General features: G+C 58.2%; 16 protein-coding genes and 1 pseudogene. 3 read left to right on the top strand and 14 right to left on the bottom strand.

Going from position 1 to position 14,291, the window contains the following annotated elements; all coding sequences use genetic code 11:
- Positions 1 to 378 precede the first annotated feature (378 nt).
- On the top strand, positions 379 to 1,452 hold the full coding sequence (locus tag ACM6IT_RS10235; protein ID WP_414917923.1) for an RHS repeat-associated core domain-containing protein: 1,074 nt from the start codon (positions 379 to 381) through the stop codon (positions 1,450 to 1,452).
- 87 nt (positions 1,453 to 1,539) lie between these two features.
- Here ACM6IT_RS10235 and ACM6IT_RS10230 read toward each other — a convergent pair.
- A pseudogene (locus ACM6IT_RS10230) lies at positions 1,540 to 1,896 on the bottom strand (EscU/YscU/HrcU family type III secretion system export apparatus switch protein); the annotation flags it as partial.
- 260 nt (positions 1,897 to 2,156) lie between these two features.
- On the opposite strand from ACM6IT_RS10230, the gene ACM6IT_RS10225 reads away from it, so the two are divergent.
- Together ACM6IT_RS10225 and ACM6IT_RS10220 are read left to right on the top strand one after the other, a co-directional pair.
- A complete protein-coding gene (locus ACM6IT_RS10225; protein WP_414917922.1) occupies positions 2,157 to 3,254 on the top strand; it encodes an RHS repeat-associated core domain-containing protein in 1,098 nt (365 codons plus the stop codon).
- A gap of 461 nt (positions 3,255 to 3,715) precedes the next feature.
- Entirely contained in the window at positions 3,716 to 4,078 is a 363-nt protein-coding gene (locus tag ACM6IT_RS10220) for a DUF6124 family protein (RefSeq protein ID WP_414917921.1), read from the top strand.
- Between the two features lie 147 nt (positions 4,079 to 4,225).
- On the opposite strand, the gene flhB is transcribed toward ACM6IT_RS10220, so the two are convergent.
- From flhB to fliJ, 13 genes are all read right to left on the bottom strand, one after another.
- Positions 4,226 to 5,365, bottom strand: coding sequence for a flagellar biosynthesis protein FlhB (gene flhB / locus ACM6IT_RS10215; protein ID WP_056721597.1), 1,140 nt, complete (start codon positions 5,363 to 5,365; stop codon positions 4,226 to 4,228).
- A 3-nt stretch (positions 5,366 to 5,368) separates the two neighbouring features.
- Positions 5,369 to 6,151 carry a flagellar biosynthetic protein FliR gene (fliR, locus tag ACM6IT_RS10210; protein WP_056721595.1) on the bottom strand — a complete coding sequence of 261 codons (783 nt, stop codon included), beginning with the start codon at positions 6,149 to 6,151 and terminating at the stop codon, positions 5,369 to 5,371.
- Between the two features lie 3 nt (positions 6,152 to 6,154).
- Positions 6,155 to 6,424: a flagellar biosynthesis protein FliQ gene (fliQ, locus tag ACM6IT_RS10205; protein ID WP_056721593.1), complete on the bottom strand. Its 270-nt coding sequence runs from the start codon at positions 6,422 to 6,424 to the stop codon at positions 6,155 to 6,157.
- Positions 6,421 to 7,179 carry a flagellar type III secretion system pore protein FliP gene (fliP, locus tag ACM6IT_RS10200; RefSeq protein WP_008052881.1) on the bottom strand — a complete coding sequence of 253 codons (759 nt, stop codon included), beginning with the start codon at positions 7,177 to 7,179 and terminating at the stop codon, positions 6,421 to 6,423. Before fliP ends, fliQ begins: the two co-directional genes overlap by 4 nt.
- Positions 7,179 to 7,592 carry a flagellar biosynthetic protein FliO gene (gene fliO, locus ACM6IT_RS10195; protein ID WP_409078514.1) on the bottom strand — a complete coding sequence of 138 codons (414 nt, stop codon included), beginning with the start codon at positions 7,590 to 7,592 and terminating at the stop codon, positions 7,179 to 7,181. The genes fliP and fliO overlap by 1 nt, the downstream gene beginning before the upstream one ends.
- A 30-nt stretch (positions 7,593 to 7,622) precedes the next feature.
- The gene (fliN, locus tag ACM6IT_RS10190; RefSeq protein WP_056721589.1) at positions 7,623 to 8,069 is read right to left on the bottom strand and encodes a flagellar motor switch protein FliN; all 447 of its coding nucleotides are present in this window, start codon (positions 8,067 to 8,069) and stop codon (positions 7,623 to 7,625) included.
- A 65-nt stretch (positions 8,070 to 8,134) separates the two neighbouring features.
- Positions 8,135 to 9,103, bottom strand: coding sequence for a flagellar motor switch protein FliM (fliM, locus tag ACM6IT_RS10185; protein WP_008052878.1), 969 nt, complete (start codon positions 9,101 to 9,103; stop codon positions 8,135 to 8,137).
- Between the two features lie 9 nt (positions 9,104 to 9,112).
- The gene (gene fliL / locus ACM6IT_RS10180; RefSeq protein WP_414917920.1) at positions 9,113 to 9,616 is read right to left on the bottom strand and encodes a flagellar basal body-associated protein FliL; all 504 of its coding nucleotides are present in this window, start codon (positions 9,614 to 9,616) and stop codon (positions 9,113 to 9,115) included.
- A gap of 235 nt (positions 9,617 to 9,851) precedes the next feature.
- Positions 9,852 to 11,198 carry a flagellar hook-length control protein FliK gene (locus ACM6IT_RS10175; protein WP_414917919.1) on the bottom strand — a complete coding sequence of 449 codons (1,347 nt, stop codon included), beginning with the start codon at positions 11,196 to 11,198 and terminating at the stop codon, positions 9,852 to 9,854.
- Between the two features lie 100 nt (positions 11,199 to 11,298).
- Positions 11,299 to 11,649 (bottom strand): Hpt domain-containing protein, encoded by a 351-nt coding sequence (locus ACM6IT_RS10170; protein WP_056721582.1) that lies wholly within the window; start codon positions 11,647 to 11,649, stop codon positions 11,299 to 11,301.
- A 30-nt stretch (positions 11,650 to 11,679) separates the two neighbouring features.
- A complete protein-coding gene (locus tag ACM6IT_RS10165) occupies positions 11,680 to 13,386 on the bottom strand; it encodes a fused response regulator/phosphatase (RefSeq protein ID WP_056721581.1) in 1,707 nt (568 codons plus the stop codon).
- 5 nt (positions 13,387 to 13,391) lie between these two features.
- Positions 13,392 to 13,691: an STAS domain-containing protein gene (locus tag ACM6IT_RS10160; RefSeq protein WP_414917918.1), complete on the bottom strand. Its 300-nt coding sequence runs from the start codon at positions 13,689 to 13,691 to the stop codon at positions 13,392 to 13,394.
- A gap of 146 nt (positions 13,692 to 13,837) precedes the next feature.
- Complete coding sequence (gene fliJ / locus ACM6IT_RS10155) at positions 13,838 to 14,287, bottom strand: flagellar export protein FliJ (RefSeq protein WP_414917917.1); 450 nt, start codon at positions 14,285 to 14,287, stop codon at positions 13,838 to 13,840.
- Positions 14,288 to 14,291 lie beyond the last annotated feature (4 nt).

Raw genomic sequence — 14,291 nt, 5'->3', positions numbered from 1 at the left:
TTTTCCCCGTTCCTTTAAAGCAAACTTTTGACGCCTGAAGCAGGCGCAGAGCGGCTACTGCAAGAAGCTTTCCAACTTTTGCCGGGAAGGGGCATTGAGGGTGTGGGGCATCCAGTACAGCTTCAGGAAAAGGCTAAATTTCAAAACAACGGAAATCCCCGTGGGAGCGAGCTTGCTCGCGATGACGTCGGCACAACAAACATACTTGGTGGCTGACCCACCGCTATCGCGAGAAAGCTCGCTCCCACAGGAATTGCGGCGCTCCGGACTGCTCACCCTTCGCAAAGACTGCCGAACCTATCAGTTCTGCTAGTACCCACCTGCGACTGATCGACCGATACTCAATCGCCCTCCCTTTGAGAATCTGGAGCGACCTCCATGGAATCCACACAACCCATCCTGCGTTGCCGCTACAGCTATGACCCGCTTGATCGGCTGATCAGCCAACTTCAACCGGATGCACCCGCTCACCAGCGTTTTTACTGCAAAAGCCGTTTGGCCACCGAAATACAGGGGGCGATCGGATTCAGTGTCTTTCAGAATAACGACCTCCTGCTGGCGCAATGCAAAAACCAGGGCGGTGCCGTTGAAAGCACGCTGCTGGCGACTGACCTGCAACGCTCGGTGCTGCACACCCTCACAGCCGATCAACAGCAACACCCCATCGCCTACTCGCCTTACGGACATCGCCAGGCCGAAAGCGGGTTGACGAGTCTTATGGGCTTTAACGGCGAACGACCGGACCCAGTGACTGGGCATTATTTATTGGGGAATGGGTATCGGGGGTTTAATCCGGTGTTGATGAGATTTAATAGTCCGGATAGTTTGAGTCCTTTTGGTAGCGGAGGATTGAACTCATATGCATATTGCTGGGGAGACCCCGTTAACCTGAGCGACCCGCTAGGACACACTCCGTTCGTACAATTTTTTAAGAAAACGGCCTGGCACCATGTATTCAACGCAATATCTAAAAAAACAAAAAACACAATGTCGAAAATACCAGGCCACCAACACCCAAAAATGAAACTTAAAACCCAAATCAAAGCTGAAAAACTTAAAGAAATTGAAATTCAGAAGACAATAACGCTATTAAAAGAAAGCACCACACTAGAGCAAAATGGAAAAATATCTGGCGATATAAATCCTTTAACACTCCACACATCCAAGTCGGAAGCCAGCAAACGATATTTCCGTCATCAAAAAGAAGGAATTTCATTCGACGACTCTGGCATCCCCTCTCCCAGCACCCCCATAACAACAACCAACAATGCAGGCCAAGAAGTGCTACGCACCGATTTTTTTGATGATTCCATATCCTTCTTTCACCATCAATCCAACAGCCCCGCATCCCAGGAATACAAAGACATAATGAGTCAAAGTGCAGGCGAAACGATTATCAAAAGAGCAGAATATATTCGACAGCATGCACGTCAAAACTACAAAGACTTGTAATCTCAACAAGCATGAACCCGAAATCCAGACATACATTTCGCACGCCAAGTCGCACGACAACAAGAGCAACCAGGAATTGCCCGATGGTTAATTATTCCGCCGCAAATCCGGCGGAATCGGCAAATCATCCTTAAGCGGATCAGGTCGCTTGCCCTTGCCCGCCCGGTACTGTCGAATCTGATAAACGTAAGCCAACACCTGTGCAACCGCCAGGTAGAGCCCACCCGGAATTTCCTGCTCAAGCTCGGTGGAGCAATAGATCGACCGCGCCAGCGCCGGCGATTCCAGCAGCAAAATCTCGTTGGCCGCCGCGATCTCGCGAATCTTCAGGGCCAGGAAGTCACTGCCCTTGGCCAGCAATACCGGCGCATTACCCTTTTCCGGGTCGTACTTGAGGGCCACCGCGTAGTGGGTCGGGTTGGTGATGACCACGTCGGCCTCGGGAGTTTCAAAAAAAGGCTAGATTTCAAAACAATGGAGAACCCTGTGGGAGCGAGCTTGCTCGCGATGACGTCGGCACAACAAACATACCTGGTGGCTGACCCACCGCTATCGCGAGCAAGCTCGCTCCCACAGGGATTGCGGCGCTCCGGACTGCTCACCCTTCGCAAAGATTGCCGAACCTATCAGTTCTGCTAGTACCCACCTGCGGCTGATCGACCGATACTCAATCGCCCTCCCTTTGAGAATCTGGAGCGACTTCCATGGAATCCATACAACCCATCCTGCGTTGCCGCTACAGCTACGACCCCCTGGATCGCCTGATCAGTCAGCTTCAACCGGATGCACCCGCTCACCAGCGTTTTTACTGCAAAAGCCGCCTGGCCACGGAAATACAGGGGGCAATCAGGTACTCCATTGTCCAGCACGAGGACCTGCTACTGGCGCAACATCGACGCCAGAGTGATGTGCTCGACACCACGCTGCTGGCCAGCGATCAGCAGCGCTCGGTACTGAATCTGCTCAACACTGACATTCAAAGACAAGCTATCGCTTACACCCCATATGGCCATCGCCGTGCTGAAAGTGGTTTGAGCAGTCTGCTGGGCTTCAATGGTGAGCGGCCTGAACCGGTGACCGGGTGTTATTTGTTGGGTAATGGGTATCGAGCCTTCAATCCGGTTTTGATGAGGTTTAATAGCCCAGATAGTTTAAGCCCGTTCAGGAAAGGTGGATTGAACTCATATGCATATTGTTTGGGAGATCCGATAAACAGGAGTGATCCAAATGGGTCTTTTTCAACAAAAATATTGGCCGCCATTAAAAAATGGCAAACAAGCGCACAGAACAGGGGACTTAAGAGAGTTAAACTTGGCTACATGAGCGGCCCAGAGACGGTTTTTTCACATAACATTGTAAAAACTGAAAACACAGTTATGTCCGACGGTCGCTGGACAGAACTCACGAAAACGATCAATTACCTTGGAGCACCAACCCAGACACGACACGTGGTCGGTAATGGCAGCAGAGTATACGTGCGAATAGGTGATGCACCTGGCAAAAGCTACAAACAGAATCCAAGCCTACAGGAACTAAGCTACTCAAAAACTTCAGCAACAGATCTTCAACAGCTTCCTAGGAAGCTCACACACCAACAAACAGACCTAAAAATAGATAGTTACAACATATATAACGCCGCAGCAGACATCCAAACTCAACTTATGAACGCACAAGGCTTAACGAGAGGAATCGCTTTTGTAGAGGCCGCTAATATCGCACACAACAGAGGTATTAACGGTGAATTAATGGGAGTTCACCCAACCAAAGCAAAAATAATCAGAGACGAGTGGAATTCTTTGTAACAACCTTAAAAGGGTCTCTTCAATATCAAAAAATCGCGACCTTCGGCAGCTCCCTAAAAATTATTTCGATATGTGCAGGAGCTGCCGAAGGCTGCGATCTTTTGATTTTAAACGTCTGTTTTTAATCAACATCTCCAGACACTTACAGAGCCTACACACGCTTGCGTCGCAGCCTACGACTGCATCAGAATCCGCCGACTTGTGCGCCTGAGGGTCGGACTCTATCGTTTGACGGTCGCTGAAAAACAGTGATCGGGTTTGGTAGCCCGCCGCTCACACATGGCGCACAGCGTCACCTTGTCCAAGTGCCTAATCGGCACTTGTTTTCATGGTGGCTGTGCGCAGGGCGCCCTCGGGCGCGCCGGTTTTCCATGTGGGCCGGTCTACCAACCTGCGTATGGCCGCCACCTTCGTTTGGTAGCGAAGGTGATGGTTCTTCCAATACATATGGAGCTCCATCTATGTTCAAAGTAACGCCCAACCCGCCGGGAACCGAAGACGCTTCCCCAGACACCTCAATCGATCCACAAAAACTCCACGAAGCCGCCGACCGCGCCCTCGATGAGTACATCAACCTGACCGCCCGTATAAACGCCACCGTGCGAAAACCCAGCACGATGTTCGTCATTGCGCCCGGTATCGATACAGAAAGGCTGTTGGCGCATGCCTGCGAATCGCTGGCGTCGGCCAGGGTCGTGGCCGATGACTTTGCTGACTGCCTGAAAGGTTCTCAGCGCAATACGATGCTGGCGATTTCGCAGATGATCATGCTTGACGAGTTGGCGGTGAATCGCGCACTGGAAAACATCGATCCGCAGGGCTAGTTAAGGATTCAAGTCAGGCACAATTCATGTGGGAGCGAGCCTGCTCGCGAAGGCGGTGTGTCAGTCGACATCTCTATTGGCTGGGATGGCCTCTTCGCGAGCACGCTCGTTCCCACAGGTTTTGTGTGTGCTGGCTGGCTTGGACTGTCAGGAATCGCGGCGAAGATCTGGGGGAATCGGCAGATCATCCTTGAGCGGATCCGGGCGCTTGCCCTTGCCCGCCCGGTACTGTCGAATCTGATAAACGTAAGCCAACACCTGCGCAACCGCCAGATACAACCCACCCGGAATCTCCTGCTCAAGCTCGGTGGAGTAGTAAATCGACCGCGCCAGCGCCGGCGATTCCAGCAGCAAAATCTCATTGGCCGCCGCGATCTCGCGGATCTTCAGGGCCAGGAAGTCGCTACCCTTGGCCAGCAACACCGGCGCATTACCCTTTTCCGGGTCGTATTTGAGGGCCACCGCGTAGTGGGTCGGGTTGGTGATGACCACGTCGGCCTCGGGAATGGCGGCCATCATCCGTCGCTGGGACATCTCGCGTTGCAGCTGTCGAATCCGCTGCTTGACCTCCGGCCGCCCCTCCTGGTCCTTGTGCTCGTCACGCACTTCCTGCTTGGTCATCAGCAGTTTCTTGTGGCTCTCCCAGAGCTGCACCGGCACGTCCACCACCGCGATCAGGATCAGCCCGCACGCCATCCACAGGGTGCTCCAGCCCACGACTTGCAGGCTGTGAATGATCGCCATGTCCAGGGGCTCATGGGCGATGCGCAGCAGGTCGTCGATGTCCGACGACAGTACCGCCAGCGCCACGAACAGGATGATGATGAACTTGGCCAGGGCCTTGAGCAGTTCGACCAGCGACTTGGTGGAGAACATGCGTTTGAGGCCGGGGCCGGGGTTCAAGCGGCTGAACTTGGGCGCCATGGAACTCGCCGCGAACAGCCAGCCCCCCAGGGAAATCGGACCGATGATGGCGGCCAGTACCAAGGTGATCATCACCGGCTGGATCGACCACAGGGCAATTTGCCCCGAGCGCATCAGATAGGTGGCCATGGAGCGCTGATCCAGGATTACTTCCCGCGGCAGCGAGAAGTTGATGCGCATCAGCTCCATCATGTCCTGCGCCATGGCGCCGCCAAAAATCAGCAGCGCCGAGGCACCGACCAGCATGATCGCCAGGGTGTTGAGTTCCTTGGACCGCGCTATCTCACCCTTTTCACGGGAGTCCTGTTTGCGCTTCTCCGTGGGGTCTTCTGTTTTGTCCTGACCGCTTTCGCTCTCGGCCATGGCTCAGCTCGCCCGCGCCATTTCACGTAACAACTGCAAGGCCTCGGTGGCCAGCGGTTGATACTGGTTGAGAATGTCCGCCAGACCGACCCAGACAATGAACAGCCCAAGTACCAGGATCAGCGGGAAGCCGACAGAGAAAATATTGAGTTGCGGCGCCGCCCGGGTCATGACGCCAAACGCGATGTTGACCACCAGCAACGCGGTGATCGCCGGCAGCACCAGCAATAACGCCGCACCGAGCACCCAGCCGAGCTTGCCGGCCAGCTCCCAGTAGTGATTGACCATCAGGCCACCTCCCACCGGCAACGTGGTGAAACTCTCGGTGAGGATCTCGAACACCACCAGATGACCGTTCATGGACAGGAACAGCAGCGTCACCAGCATCGTGAAAAACTGCCCGATCACCGCCGTCGATACGCCGTTGGCCGGGTCGATCATGGAGGCGAAGCCCATGCCCATCTGGATGGCGACGATTTGCCCGGCAACCACAAATGCCTGGAAGAACAGCTGCAAGGAAAACCCCATCACGGCACCGATGAGAATCTGCTCGGCAATCAGCAACAGCCCGCTTAAATCCAGAGGGTTGACCGGCGGCATCGGCGGCAGGCCCGGCACGATGACCACGGTAATGGCCAGCGCGAAATACAGACGGATGCGCCGAGGCAGCAGGGTTGTGCCGAACACCGGCATGACCATCAGCAAGGAGCCGACGCGAAACAGCGGCAACATGAATGTCGCCACCCAGGTGCTGATCTGGGTATCGGTCAGCGCTAGCAGTGACATGGTTTAGCCGATGACCTGAGGAATACTGCCGTACAGCTGCAGGATGTAATCCATGAAAGTCTGCACCAGCCACGGGCCAGCCACGATCAGCGTCACCAGCATCACCAGCAGGCGCGGCAGGAAGCTCAGGGTCTGTTCGTTGATCTGGGTGGCGGCCTGGAACATCGCCACCAGCAGGCCGATCAGCAGACTCGGAATCACCAGCACCGCCACCATCATGGTGGTCAGCCACAGCGCTTCCCGGAAGATATCGACCGCTACTTCCGGGGTCATGGCGAGACACCACCGAAGCTGCTGGCCAGCGTGCCGATGATCAACGCCCAGCCATCGACCAGCACGAACAACATGATCTTGAACGGCAGGGAAATGATCAGCGGCGACAGCATCATCATCCCCATGGCCATCAACACACTGGCCACGACCAGGTCGATGATCAGGAACGGGATGAAGATCATGAAGCCGATCTGGAATGCCGTTTTCAGCTCGGAGGTCACGAAAGCGGGCACCAGGATGGTCAACGGCGCCTGATCCGGCGTCGCGATGTCAGTGCGCTTGGACAGGCGCATGAACAGCTCCAGATCGCTGGTGCGAGTCTGGGCGAGCATGAAGTTCTTGATCGGCACCTGCGCCTTGGCGACCGCATCCTGGGCCGTCAGCTTTTCCGCCAGGTACGGCTGCAGGGCATCCTGATTCACCCGGTCGAACACCGGCGCCATGATGAACAGGGTCAGGAACAGCGCCATGCCGGTGAGGATCTGGTTCGACGGTGTCTGCTGCAGGCCCAGGGCCTGGCGCAGGATCGAGAAGACAATGATGATCCGGGTGAAACTGGTCATCAGCATGACAAACGCCGGGATAAAACTCAGCGCGGTCATGATCAGCAGGATTTGCAGGCTGACCGAGTATTCCTGCGCACCCTGCGCATTGGTGCCCAGGGTGATTGCCGGGATCGACAGCGGATCGGCGGCGAATGCCAGCGGCGCGGCCAGCATCAGGGTCAGCGTCAAGACGATGCGCAGCGCACCCATTACTTCTTATCCTTGTGATCTTTACCCAGCATTTCCAACAGGCGCTGGGCAAATTCCGGCGTCGGCTTCTCGGTGCTCGGCACTTGCACCGGCTCCTTGAGGACGTGCAGCGCAGTGATGTTGCCGGGGCTCAGGCCCAACAGGATCTGCTCGTTGCCGACCTGCACCAGCATCAGGCGATCGCGAGGCCCCAGCGCGCGGGAGCCGACAATCTCGATGACCTGCCCCTTGCCGGCCGGGCCGGCCTGCTGGACCCGACGCAGCAACCAGGCAAGGAAGAAGATCAACCCCAGCACCAGCAGCAAGCCGAACACCAACTGCGTCAACTGGCCGGCCACACCGCTGCTCACCGCCGGCGCAGCGGCCGTGGTCGCCGTTGCGACAGGTTCGGCCGCCAGCACGCTGAACGGCATCGCCAATACAAACCCGAGAACCTTTTTCACTCAGCGCAGCTTCTTGATGCGTTCGCTTGGGCTGATCACGTCCGTCAGGCGGATGCCGAACTTCTCGTTGACCACCACCACTTCGCCGTGGGCGATGAGCGTGCCATTGACCAGTACGTCCAGCGGCTCGCCGGCCAGGCGATCAAGCTCGATCACCGACCCCTGGTTCAGTTGAAGCAGGTTACGGATGTTGATGTCGGTGCTGCCCACTTCCATGGAAATCGACACCGGGATATCGAGGATCACATCCAGGTTCGGGCCGTCGAGAGTGACCGGCTCGTTGTTTTTCGGCACGCTGCCGAACTCTTCCATTGGCAGGCGGCCGGATGCGGAATTGCCGGAGTCGGCGGCCAGCAGGGCGTCGATATCGGCCTGCCCGGCATCACCGGTTTCTTCCAGGGCTGCTGCCCACTCATCGGCCAGGGCCTGGTCGTCTTGCGTGTTCATTTGTCTGTGTCCTCGGCGAGCAAAAAATCAGAATTCGGTTAGTCGCAAACGGGTACAAGCGCCGGTCAACGGCGCTCGATCGGCTCGATCACTTGCAACGCCAGGTTGCCCTTGTGCGAGCCCATCTTGACCTTGAAGGCCGGCACGCCGTTGGCGCGCATGATCATTTCTTCCGGCATGTCGACCGGGATCACATCCCCCGGCTGCATGTGCAGGATGTCGCGCAGGCGCAACTGACGACGAGCCACCGTCGCACCGATCGGCACGTCGACGTCCAGCACGTCCTGGCGCAGGGCGTTGACCCAGCGCTCGTCCTGGTCGTCGAGGTCCGACTGGAAGCCGGCATCGAGCATTTCGCGCACCGGTTCGATCATCGAGTACGGCATGGTCACGTGCAGGTCGCCGCCACCGCCATCGAGTTCGATGTGGAAGGTCGACACCACAATGGCTTCGCTCGGGCCGACGATGTTGGCCATGGCCGGGTTCACTTCCGAGTTGATGTACTCGAAGTTGACTTCCATGATCGCCTGCCAGGCTTCCTTCAAGTCGACGAACGCCTGTTCCAGCACCATGCGTACCACGCGCAGTTCGGTCGGCGTGAACTCACGCCCTTCGATCTTGGCGTGCCGGCCGTCGCCACCGAAGAAGTTGTCCACCAGCTTGAACACCAGTTTGGCGTCGAGGATGAACAACGCAGTGCCGCGCAGGGGTTTGATCTTGACCAGGTTGAGACTGGTCGGCACGTACAGCGAGTGCACGTATTCGCCGAACTTCATCACCTGCACGCCGCCGACCGCCACGTCCGCCGAGCGCCGCAGCATATTGAACATGCTGATGCGGGTATAGCGGGCGAAACGCTCGTTGATCATTTCCAGGGTCGGCATGCGTCCACGGACGATGCGATCCTGGCTGGTCAGGTCATAGCTTTTGACGGCGCCGGGTTCGGCAGCGTTTTCGGTCTGTACCAGACCATCGTCGACGCCATGCAACAGCGCGTCGATCTCATCCTGGGACAGCAGGTCCTGCACGGCCATGTCGTGTTCCTACTGCAGTACGAAATTAGTGAAAAGCAACTGTTCGATCACCACTTTGCCGAGCTCTTTCTGCGCCACTTCCTGGACACTGGCGGTGGCTTTCTGTCGCAGCATTTCCTGGCCGACCGGCGAAGCTAGGGTCGCGAAGTCCTGCCCGGAGAACAGCATCACCAGGTTATTGCGGATCACCGGCATGTGGACCTTGAGCGCATCCAGATCCGCCTGGTTACGACCGAGCATGGTGATGCTCACTTGCATGTAGCGCTGGCGACCGTTCTGGTTGAAGTTGGCCACGAAAGCCGGCGCCATCGATTCGAAAATCGCTGGCTGCTTGCCGGCGGGAGCCTGCTCCACTGCGGCGGCAGGCTTGCTCTGGGCGCTGTGCATGAAGTACCAGGTCGCCCCCACGGACAAACCGATCGCCAGCAGCAGGGCCACCACGATCACGATGATCAGCTTGAGTTTGCCTTTGGTTACGGGGTCTTTTACTACTGCTGCGTCGCTCTTCGCCATGCCAATAATCCGTCACTATTCGGGTTTTCACAGTCGCACGGCAAGGCAAGAGCAAGTGTTATGCCAGAACGGCTGGGAGGGGGGATGGGTGGACTGGGCACAATTTGAAGACGGCGCAAAACCACTGTGGGAGCGGGCTTGCTCGCGAAGGGGCAGTGTCAGTCGACAGAGATTTTGAATGACTGACCGCATTCGCGAGCAAGCCCGCTCCCACAGGGTTTGGTGTATGGCCTGATCAGGCGTAGTAATCGACCGCGCTGGAGCCGATCACGCTGGTGGTATTGGCCGCTACTTCAGCGACGCTCGGGGTGATGTCGTCATCCATCGAGTCGAGGCGACCGCCGCTGGCACTGGTTCGTCCGCTCTGGCTTTGCCCGGCCTGTTCCTGCCCTTGCTGCGAACCACGGGACTGGTCCGAAACGTTGACATCGACCTGGCCCATGCCCTGCTGCGCGAACATGTCGCGCAAGCGATGGACCTGGCCATCCAGCGCCTCACGCACTCCCGGATGCGCACTCATGAAGGTGACCTGGGTCTGTTGATCGGGAACCATGTTCACCCGGATGTCCAGACGTCCGAGTTCAGCGGGCTGCAACTGGATGTCCGCCGCCTTGAGATTGGCGCTGGACAGGTACATGACCCGGTTCACCACCTCTTCGGTCCAGCCGCTCTGGTGCATGGCGATCGGCTGGTTCACCGGCAAGGCATTGGCGGTCTTCGGTGTGGCGGCCTGGGTCAGCGCTGCCAGACGGTTGGCGAAATCATCGACACGGGTGTCGCTGCTGGCGGACTTGAGATCCTTCAGGCCGTCATCGATCAAGCCGCTGAAAGCCTTGTCGTCGCCCTGGCCGGTGCTGCTCTTGTCGCCCTGAACATCCAGCATGGTCGCCATGCCGGCGGCAAAGTTTTGCGCCGACGTCTGCTCAACGTCAGCCTGGGCTTGCGCCTGTGTCGGTGCAGCCTTGGGCTGCGCCTGGCTGGAGGCCGATACGTGACCACCCTGCTCCATCGCCAGGCGCACCGCCGGCAAGGCGTCTAGGGGATCGGTCGAGGGATCGAAATCACCGTCGGCAGTGGCCAGCACTGGAGCCGCCGTAGCCGTAGCAGTGGCGGCTACCGGCGCGTCAACGACAGGTTGCACAGCGTCGACCACGGCGAAGGCCACCGGTGCCTGTACGACGGATTGCAATGAAGGATCAAGCGCCGGATCGAGCGGTGCGGCATCGACGACAGGAGCCGGGGCGGCATCTGACGCATCATCGCCGGCGGTCTTGTCGTCAGTCTGCGCCGAATGGTCGGCAGGCAAGGATTTGCCGCCACCGGCAACCACCGGTTCCTCGACGGCAGACTTGTCGTCATTGGCGTCTTTTTTTCCGGCAACATCGCAGGTTGTGTCGCGACCCGGCTTGACCGGAGCATCCGCCAATGCATTGGGCTTGCCCTGGGCCTGGCTGGCATAGACATGAGCGAAGCTTGCGGCCTTGCCCCCGGGCTCAGCGGTCAGCGCCGCAGGATTGGCGGAGCCAGCCTGAGTCTTGGCTTGCCTGGAGGCCGGAAGCAGAATATCGGGGGTAACGGGCATGAAACGGTCTCCGCTGCACGGGGCTCGTAAGTACAGTTGGATGAGTTGACTGCAAAGGTCGAGCCAGTTTCACTTGAAGAAGACCCAATGCAGCGGATGCTCAGATTTTCGCCGGGCAACGCTGTCGTTCAGCTTCGTACAGCGGCCGGATACCGGCGAATTCGCGGTCGATTTCGCCGACCAGTTCCTGAACGGCGGCCCATGGCAAATCTTTAGCCCGCTGTTCAAGTTGATGGCAGAGCTCTGTCAGCCGGAAGGCGCCCATATTGCTGCTGCTGCCCTTGAAGCTATGGGCGGTTTCTACGAGCCGTGCGGCACTGTCAGCTGTTCTCAAGACTTTCAGGCGCTCTTCGGAGTCCGCAAGAAAGATATCCAGCAGATCCGGATAGCCCCCTTCCATCACTTCCTGCAATGCACTCAGCACGTCGCGATCCACATGTGTGTCGTCCACTTGCTCACTCCTTGATCAAGAATGCGCGGATTATGCCAGAGCCTCCCAGATAAACTCCACGCGTGCACTTCGACCATTGTCGCTCCAGCGGGCATTACGCCCCAACTGGCGGATCAGACTGACCCCTCGCCCCGACAGGCGGACGTCTTCCAAAGGTCTTGCCATCACCCGCTCGACATCGAAACCCTTGCCGCTGTCTTCGATGTGAATGGCCAGGCAACCGCCGTCGTCCGTTGGCGTCACCTGCAAATGTAACCGTACATAGCCATCCTGCAGTTCGTCCAGCCGGGTATTACGCTCTTGATAATACCGCGCAAATCCCGAGGCATCGCGCTTGAGGCTCGAATCCAGCCCCAGCACGCCATGCTCCAGCGCATTGGAATAGAGCTCCGCCAGCACACTGTAGAGCGCACCGCTCTGAGCCCGAAGACCATGCACCTCAAGCAACAGTTGCAACAGATAGGGCAACGGATTGAAACGCTTGAGCGTGGCGGCGCGAAACTCGAAACTCACCGACCAGTCCAGCGGGCAGGACTGGCCGCTGTCGGAGTAGACCAACGCCGGCGGCGTGATCTGCGCCTTCTCCAGCAGGCTGATTTCTACCATGCTGACATCATCGCGTGCTTCTCCGCCGAAATGACGCAGCGCCTGCTCGATCTCTTCGAACAGTGCATCCGGCTGGCGATTGGCGGCAAACACCCACTGCAATCGCTGCACGCCAAACAACTGATCATTGGCGTCGCAGGTATCGATCACGCCATCGGACAGGAGAAATACCCGGTCCCCGATGGCCATGGGATACACGTCGGTTCGCTCGTCGAAGGAGTCCGGGCTCAGCACCCCCAAAGGCAGGTGCCGCGCCGGCAGAGGCGTTCGCTCGCCACTGGCAACGCGATGCAGGTAACCGTCGGGCATGCCGCCGTTCCAGACTTCCACCGAACGGCGCTGAAAACTCAGGCACAGCAAGGTGGCACAGCAGAACATGTCCACCGGCAGGATGCGCTTGAGCTTGGCATTCATCTCGCGCAGGGTTTCCGCCAGGCCGTAGCCCTTGGCGGTCATCCCGTAGAAAACTTCGGCCAGGGGCATGGCGCCCACCGCCGCCGGCAGACCGTGGCCGGTGAAGTCGCCCAGCAGCACGTGCATGTCTCCGGCCGGGGTGAACGCGGCCAGCAACAGGTCGCCGTTGAACAGCGCATAGGGCGATTGCAGATAACGGATATTCGGCGCTGCATTCAGGCAGCCGGAGTGCGCCACCTTGTCGAAAACGGCCTTGGCCACGCGCTGTTCGTTGAGCAGGTAGTCGTGGTGCCGGGCGATCTGGTCACGCTGTTGCAGCACGGTGTCCTGCAAGCGCCGCAAGCGATCCATCGCCTTGATCTTGGCAGCGAGAATCACCTGGTTGTAGGGCTTGGCCAGAAAGTCGTCACCGCCGACTTCCAGGCAACGGGCCAGGGCTTCGCTTTCGGACAACGACGTGAGGAAGATGATCGGCACCAGGGTTTCCCCGGCCAGGGCCTTGATCTGCCGGGCCGCCTCGAAGCCGTCCAGGACCGGCATCATTGCATCCATCAACACCATGTGCGGTTGTTGTTGGCCAAACACCTCGACCGCTTCGGCGCCGTTGGCCGCCGTCAGCACGTCGTGCCCCTGGCGGCGCAGGATGCTCGACAGCAGCAGGCGATCGGCGGCGCTGTCCTCGGCAATCAGGATTGTCAGCGGTTCCAGTGGCTGCATGGCAATCAACTGATGTCGAACAGTTTGTCGAAGTTGGAGATGGCGAGGATTTTGCGCACGTCGGTACTGCTGTTGACGACGCGCACATCGGAGTCGTCGCCACCGGCGTGATCGCGCAGCAAAAGCAGCATGCCCAGGGCCGAGCTGTCGAGGTAGGTGGCATCCTTCAGGTCGACCACGACCGCCGATAGCTGTTTATCTTCGTAGGACTGACGAAATTCCTGATGCTTGGCGAAATCGAATCGTCCTTTGACTGATATCGTCAACTTTTGCCCATCAGGGGACACTTCGGCAACGACTGGCATTCAATGGCTTCCTTGTCTTTGGAGAACGTACGTGTAGAAGGTTTAGCACTTGGTGGGAATAGGAGCAAGATCAAAAGATCGCAGCCTGCGGCAGCTCCTACATGAGAATGCAATCCCCTGTAGGAGCTGCCGCAGGCTGCGATCTTCTAATACGGATCCTGACGCGGCAAGCGCTGGGACAACTCATCCAGCAGCTTCTGCTCGCGCTTGTCCTCCAGCCGTCGCGCCTCATCGGCATAGCGTTCGACCAATTTGCGCAAGCCTTCGACCCGGGCAAACGCCTGCTGCCAGGTCTCCCGCGCCTTGTTCAGGTTGTTCTGATGCCAGGCCAGGCTTTGCCGCTGCTGGTCGATGGCCGTGCCCAGTTGCGCGAGAAAGCCCTGATAACCCAGTAACCATTGGCCCGAGACGCCGCCGCTGCCGCGCACGATCCATTGTTCCTGATAGTCGAGACGGAAGGCTTCGAGGTCGGCGAGCTTGCTTTGTGCCAGGCGAACCTGCCCTTGAAAGTGCCCCAGGCGCTGGACCGCGGTTTTCTCGGTCTTTTCGGCCATTTCCACCACCGGCGCCAGCCGTCCCGCCCGACTCAGGGCCATGACC

The organism is Pseudomonas sp. IT-P4, assembly GCF_949767755.1.
Lineage (GTDB): Bacteria > Pseudomonadota > Gammaproteobacteria > Pseudomonadales > Pseudomonadaceae > Aquipseudomonas > Aquipseudomonas monachiensis.
Note: the sequence above shows the minus strand (reverse complement) of the source record. Positions and strands in the feature narration are given on the sequence as shown.

Bases quoted from the DNA above. Each gene is read 5' to 3' on its own strand.
- fliR (WP_056721595.1), bottom strand. From the start codon at position 6,151: ATGTCACTGCTAGCGCTGACCGATACCCAGATCAGCACCTGGGTGGCG.
- fliJ (WP_414917917.1), bottom strand. From the start codon at position 14,287: ATGGCCCTGAGTCGGGCGGGACGGCTGGCGCCGGTGGTGGAAATGGCC.
- ACM6IT_RS10175 (WP_414917919.1), bottom strand. From the start codon at position 11,198: ATGCCCGTTACCCCCGATATTCTGCTTCCGGCCTCCAGGCAAGCCAAG.
- fliO (WP_409078514.1), bottom strand. From the start codon at position 7,592: ATGCCGTTCAGCGTGCTGGCGGCCGAACCTGTCGCAACGGCGACCACG.
- fliP (WP_008052881.1), bottom strand. From the start codon at position 7,179: ATGGGTGCGCTGCGCATCGTCTTGACGCTGACCCTGATGCTGGCCGCG.
- ACM6IT_RS10165 (WP_056721581.1), bottom strand. From the start codon at position 13,386: ATGCAGCCACTGGAACCGCTGACAATCCTGATTGCCGAGGACAGCGCC.
- fliQ (WP_056721593.1), bottom strand. From the start codon at position 6,424: ATGACCCCGGAAGTAGCGGTCGATATCTTCCGGGAAGCGCTGTGGCTG.
- ACM6IT_RS10160 (WP_414917918.1), bottom strand. From the start codon at position 13,691: ATGCCAGTCGTTGCCGAAGTGTCCCCTGATGGGCAAAAGTTGACGATA.
- ACM6IT_RS10220 (WP_414917921.1), top strand. From the start codon at position 3,716: ATGTTCAAAGTAACGCCCAACCCGCCGGGAACCGAAGACGCTTCCCCA.
- ACM6IT_RS10235 (WP_414917923.1), top strand. From the start codon at position 379: ATGGAATCCACACAACCCATCCTGCGTTGCCGCTACAGCTATGACCCG.
- ACM6IT_RS10225 (WP_414917922.1), top strand. From the start codon at position 2,157: ATGGAATCCATACAACCCATCCTGCGTTGCCGCTACAGCTACGACCCC.
- flhB (WP_056721597.1), bottom strand. From the start codon at position 5,365: ATGGCCGAGAGCGAAAGCGGTCAGGACAAAACAGAAGACCCCACGGAG.
- fliL (WP_414917920.1), bottom strand. From the start codon at position 9,616: ATGGCGAAGAGCGACGCAGCAGTAGTAAAAGACCCCGTAACCAAAGGC.
- fliM (WP_008052878.1), bottom strand. From the start codon at position 9,103: ATGGCCGTGCAGGACCTGCTGTCCCAGGATGAGATCGACGCGCTGTTG.
- fliN (WP_056721589.1), bottom strand. From the start codon at position 8,069: ATGAACACGCAAGACGACCAGGCCCTGGCCGATGAGTGGGCAGCAGCC.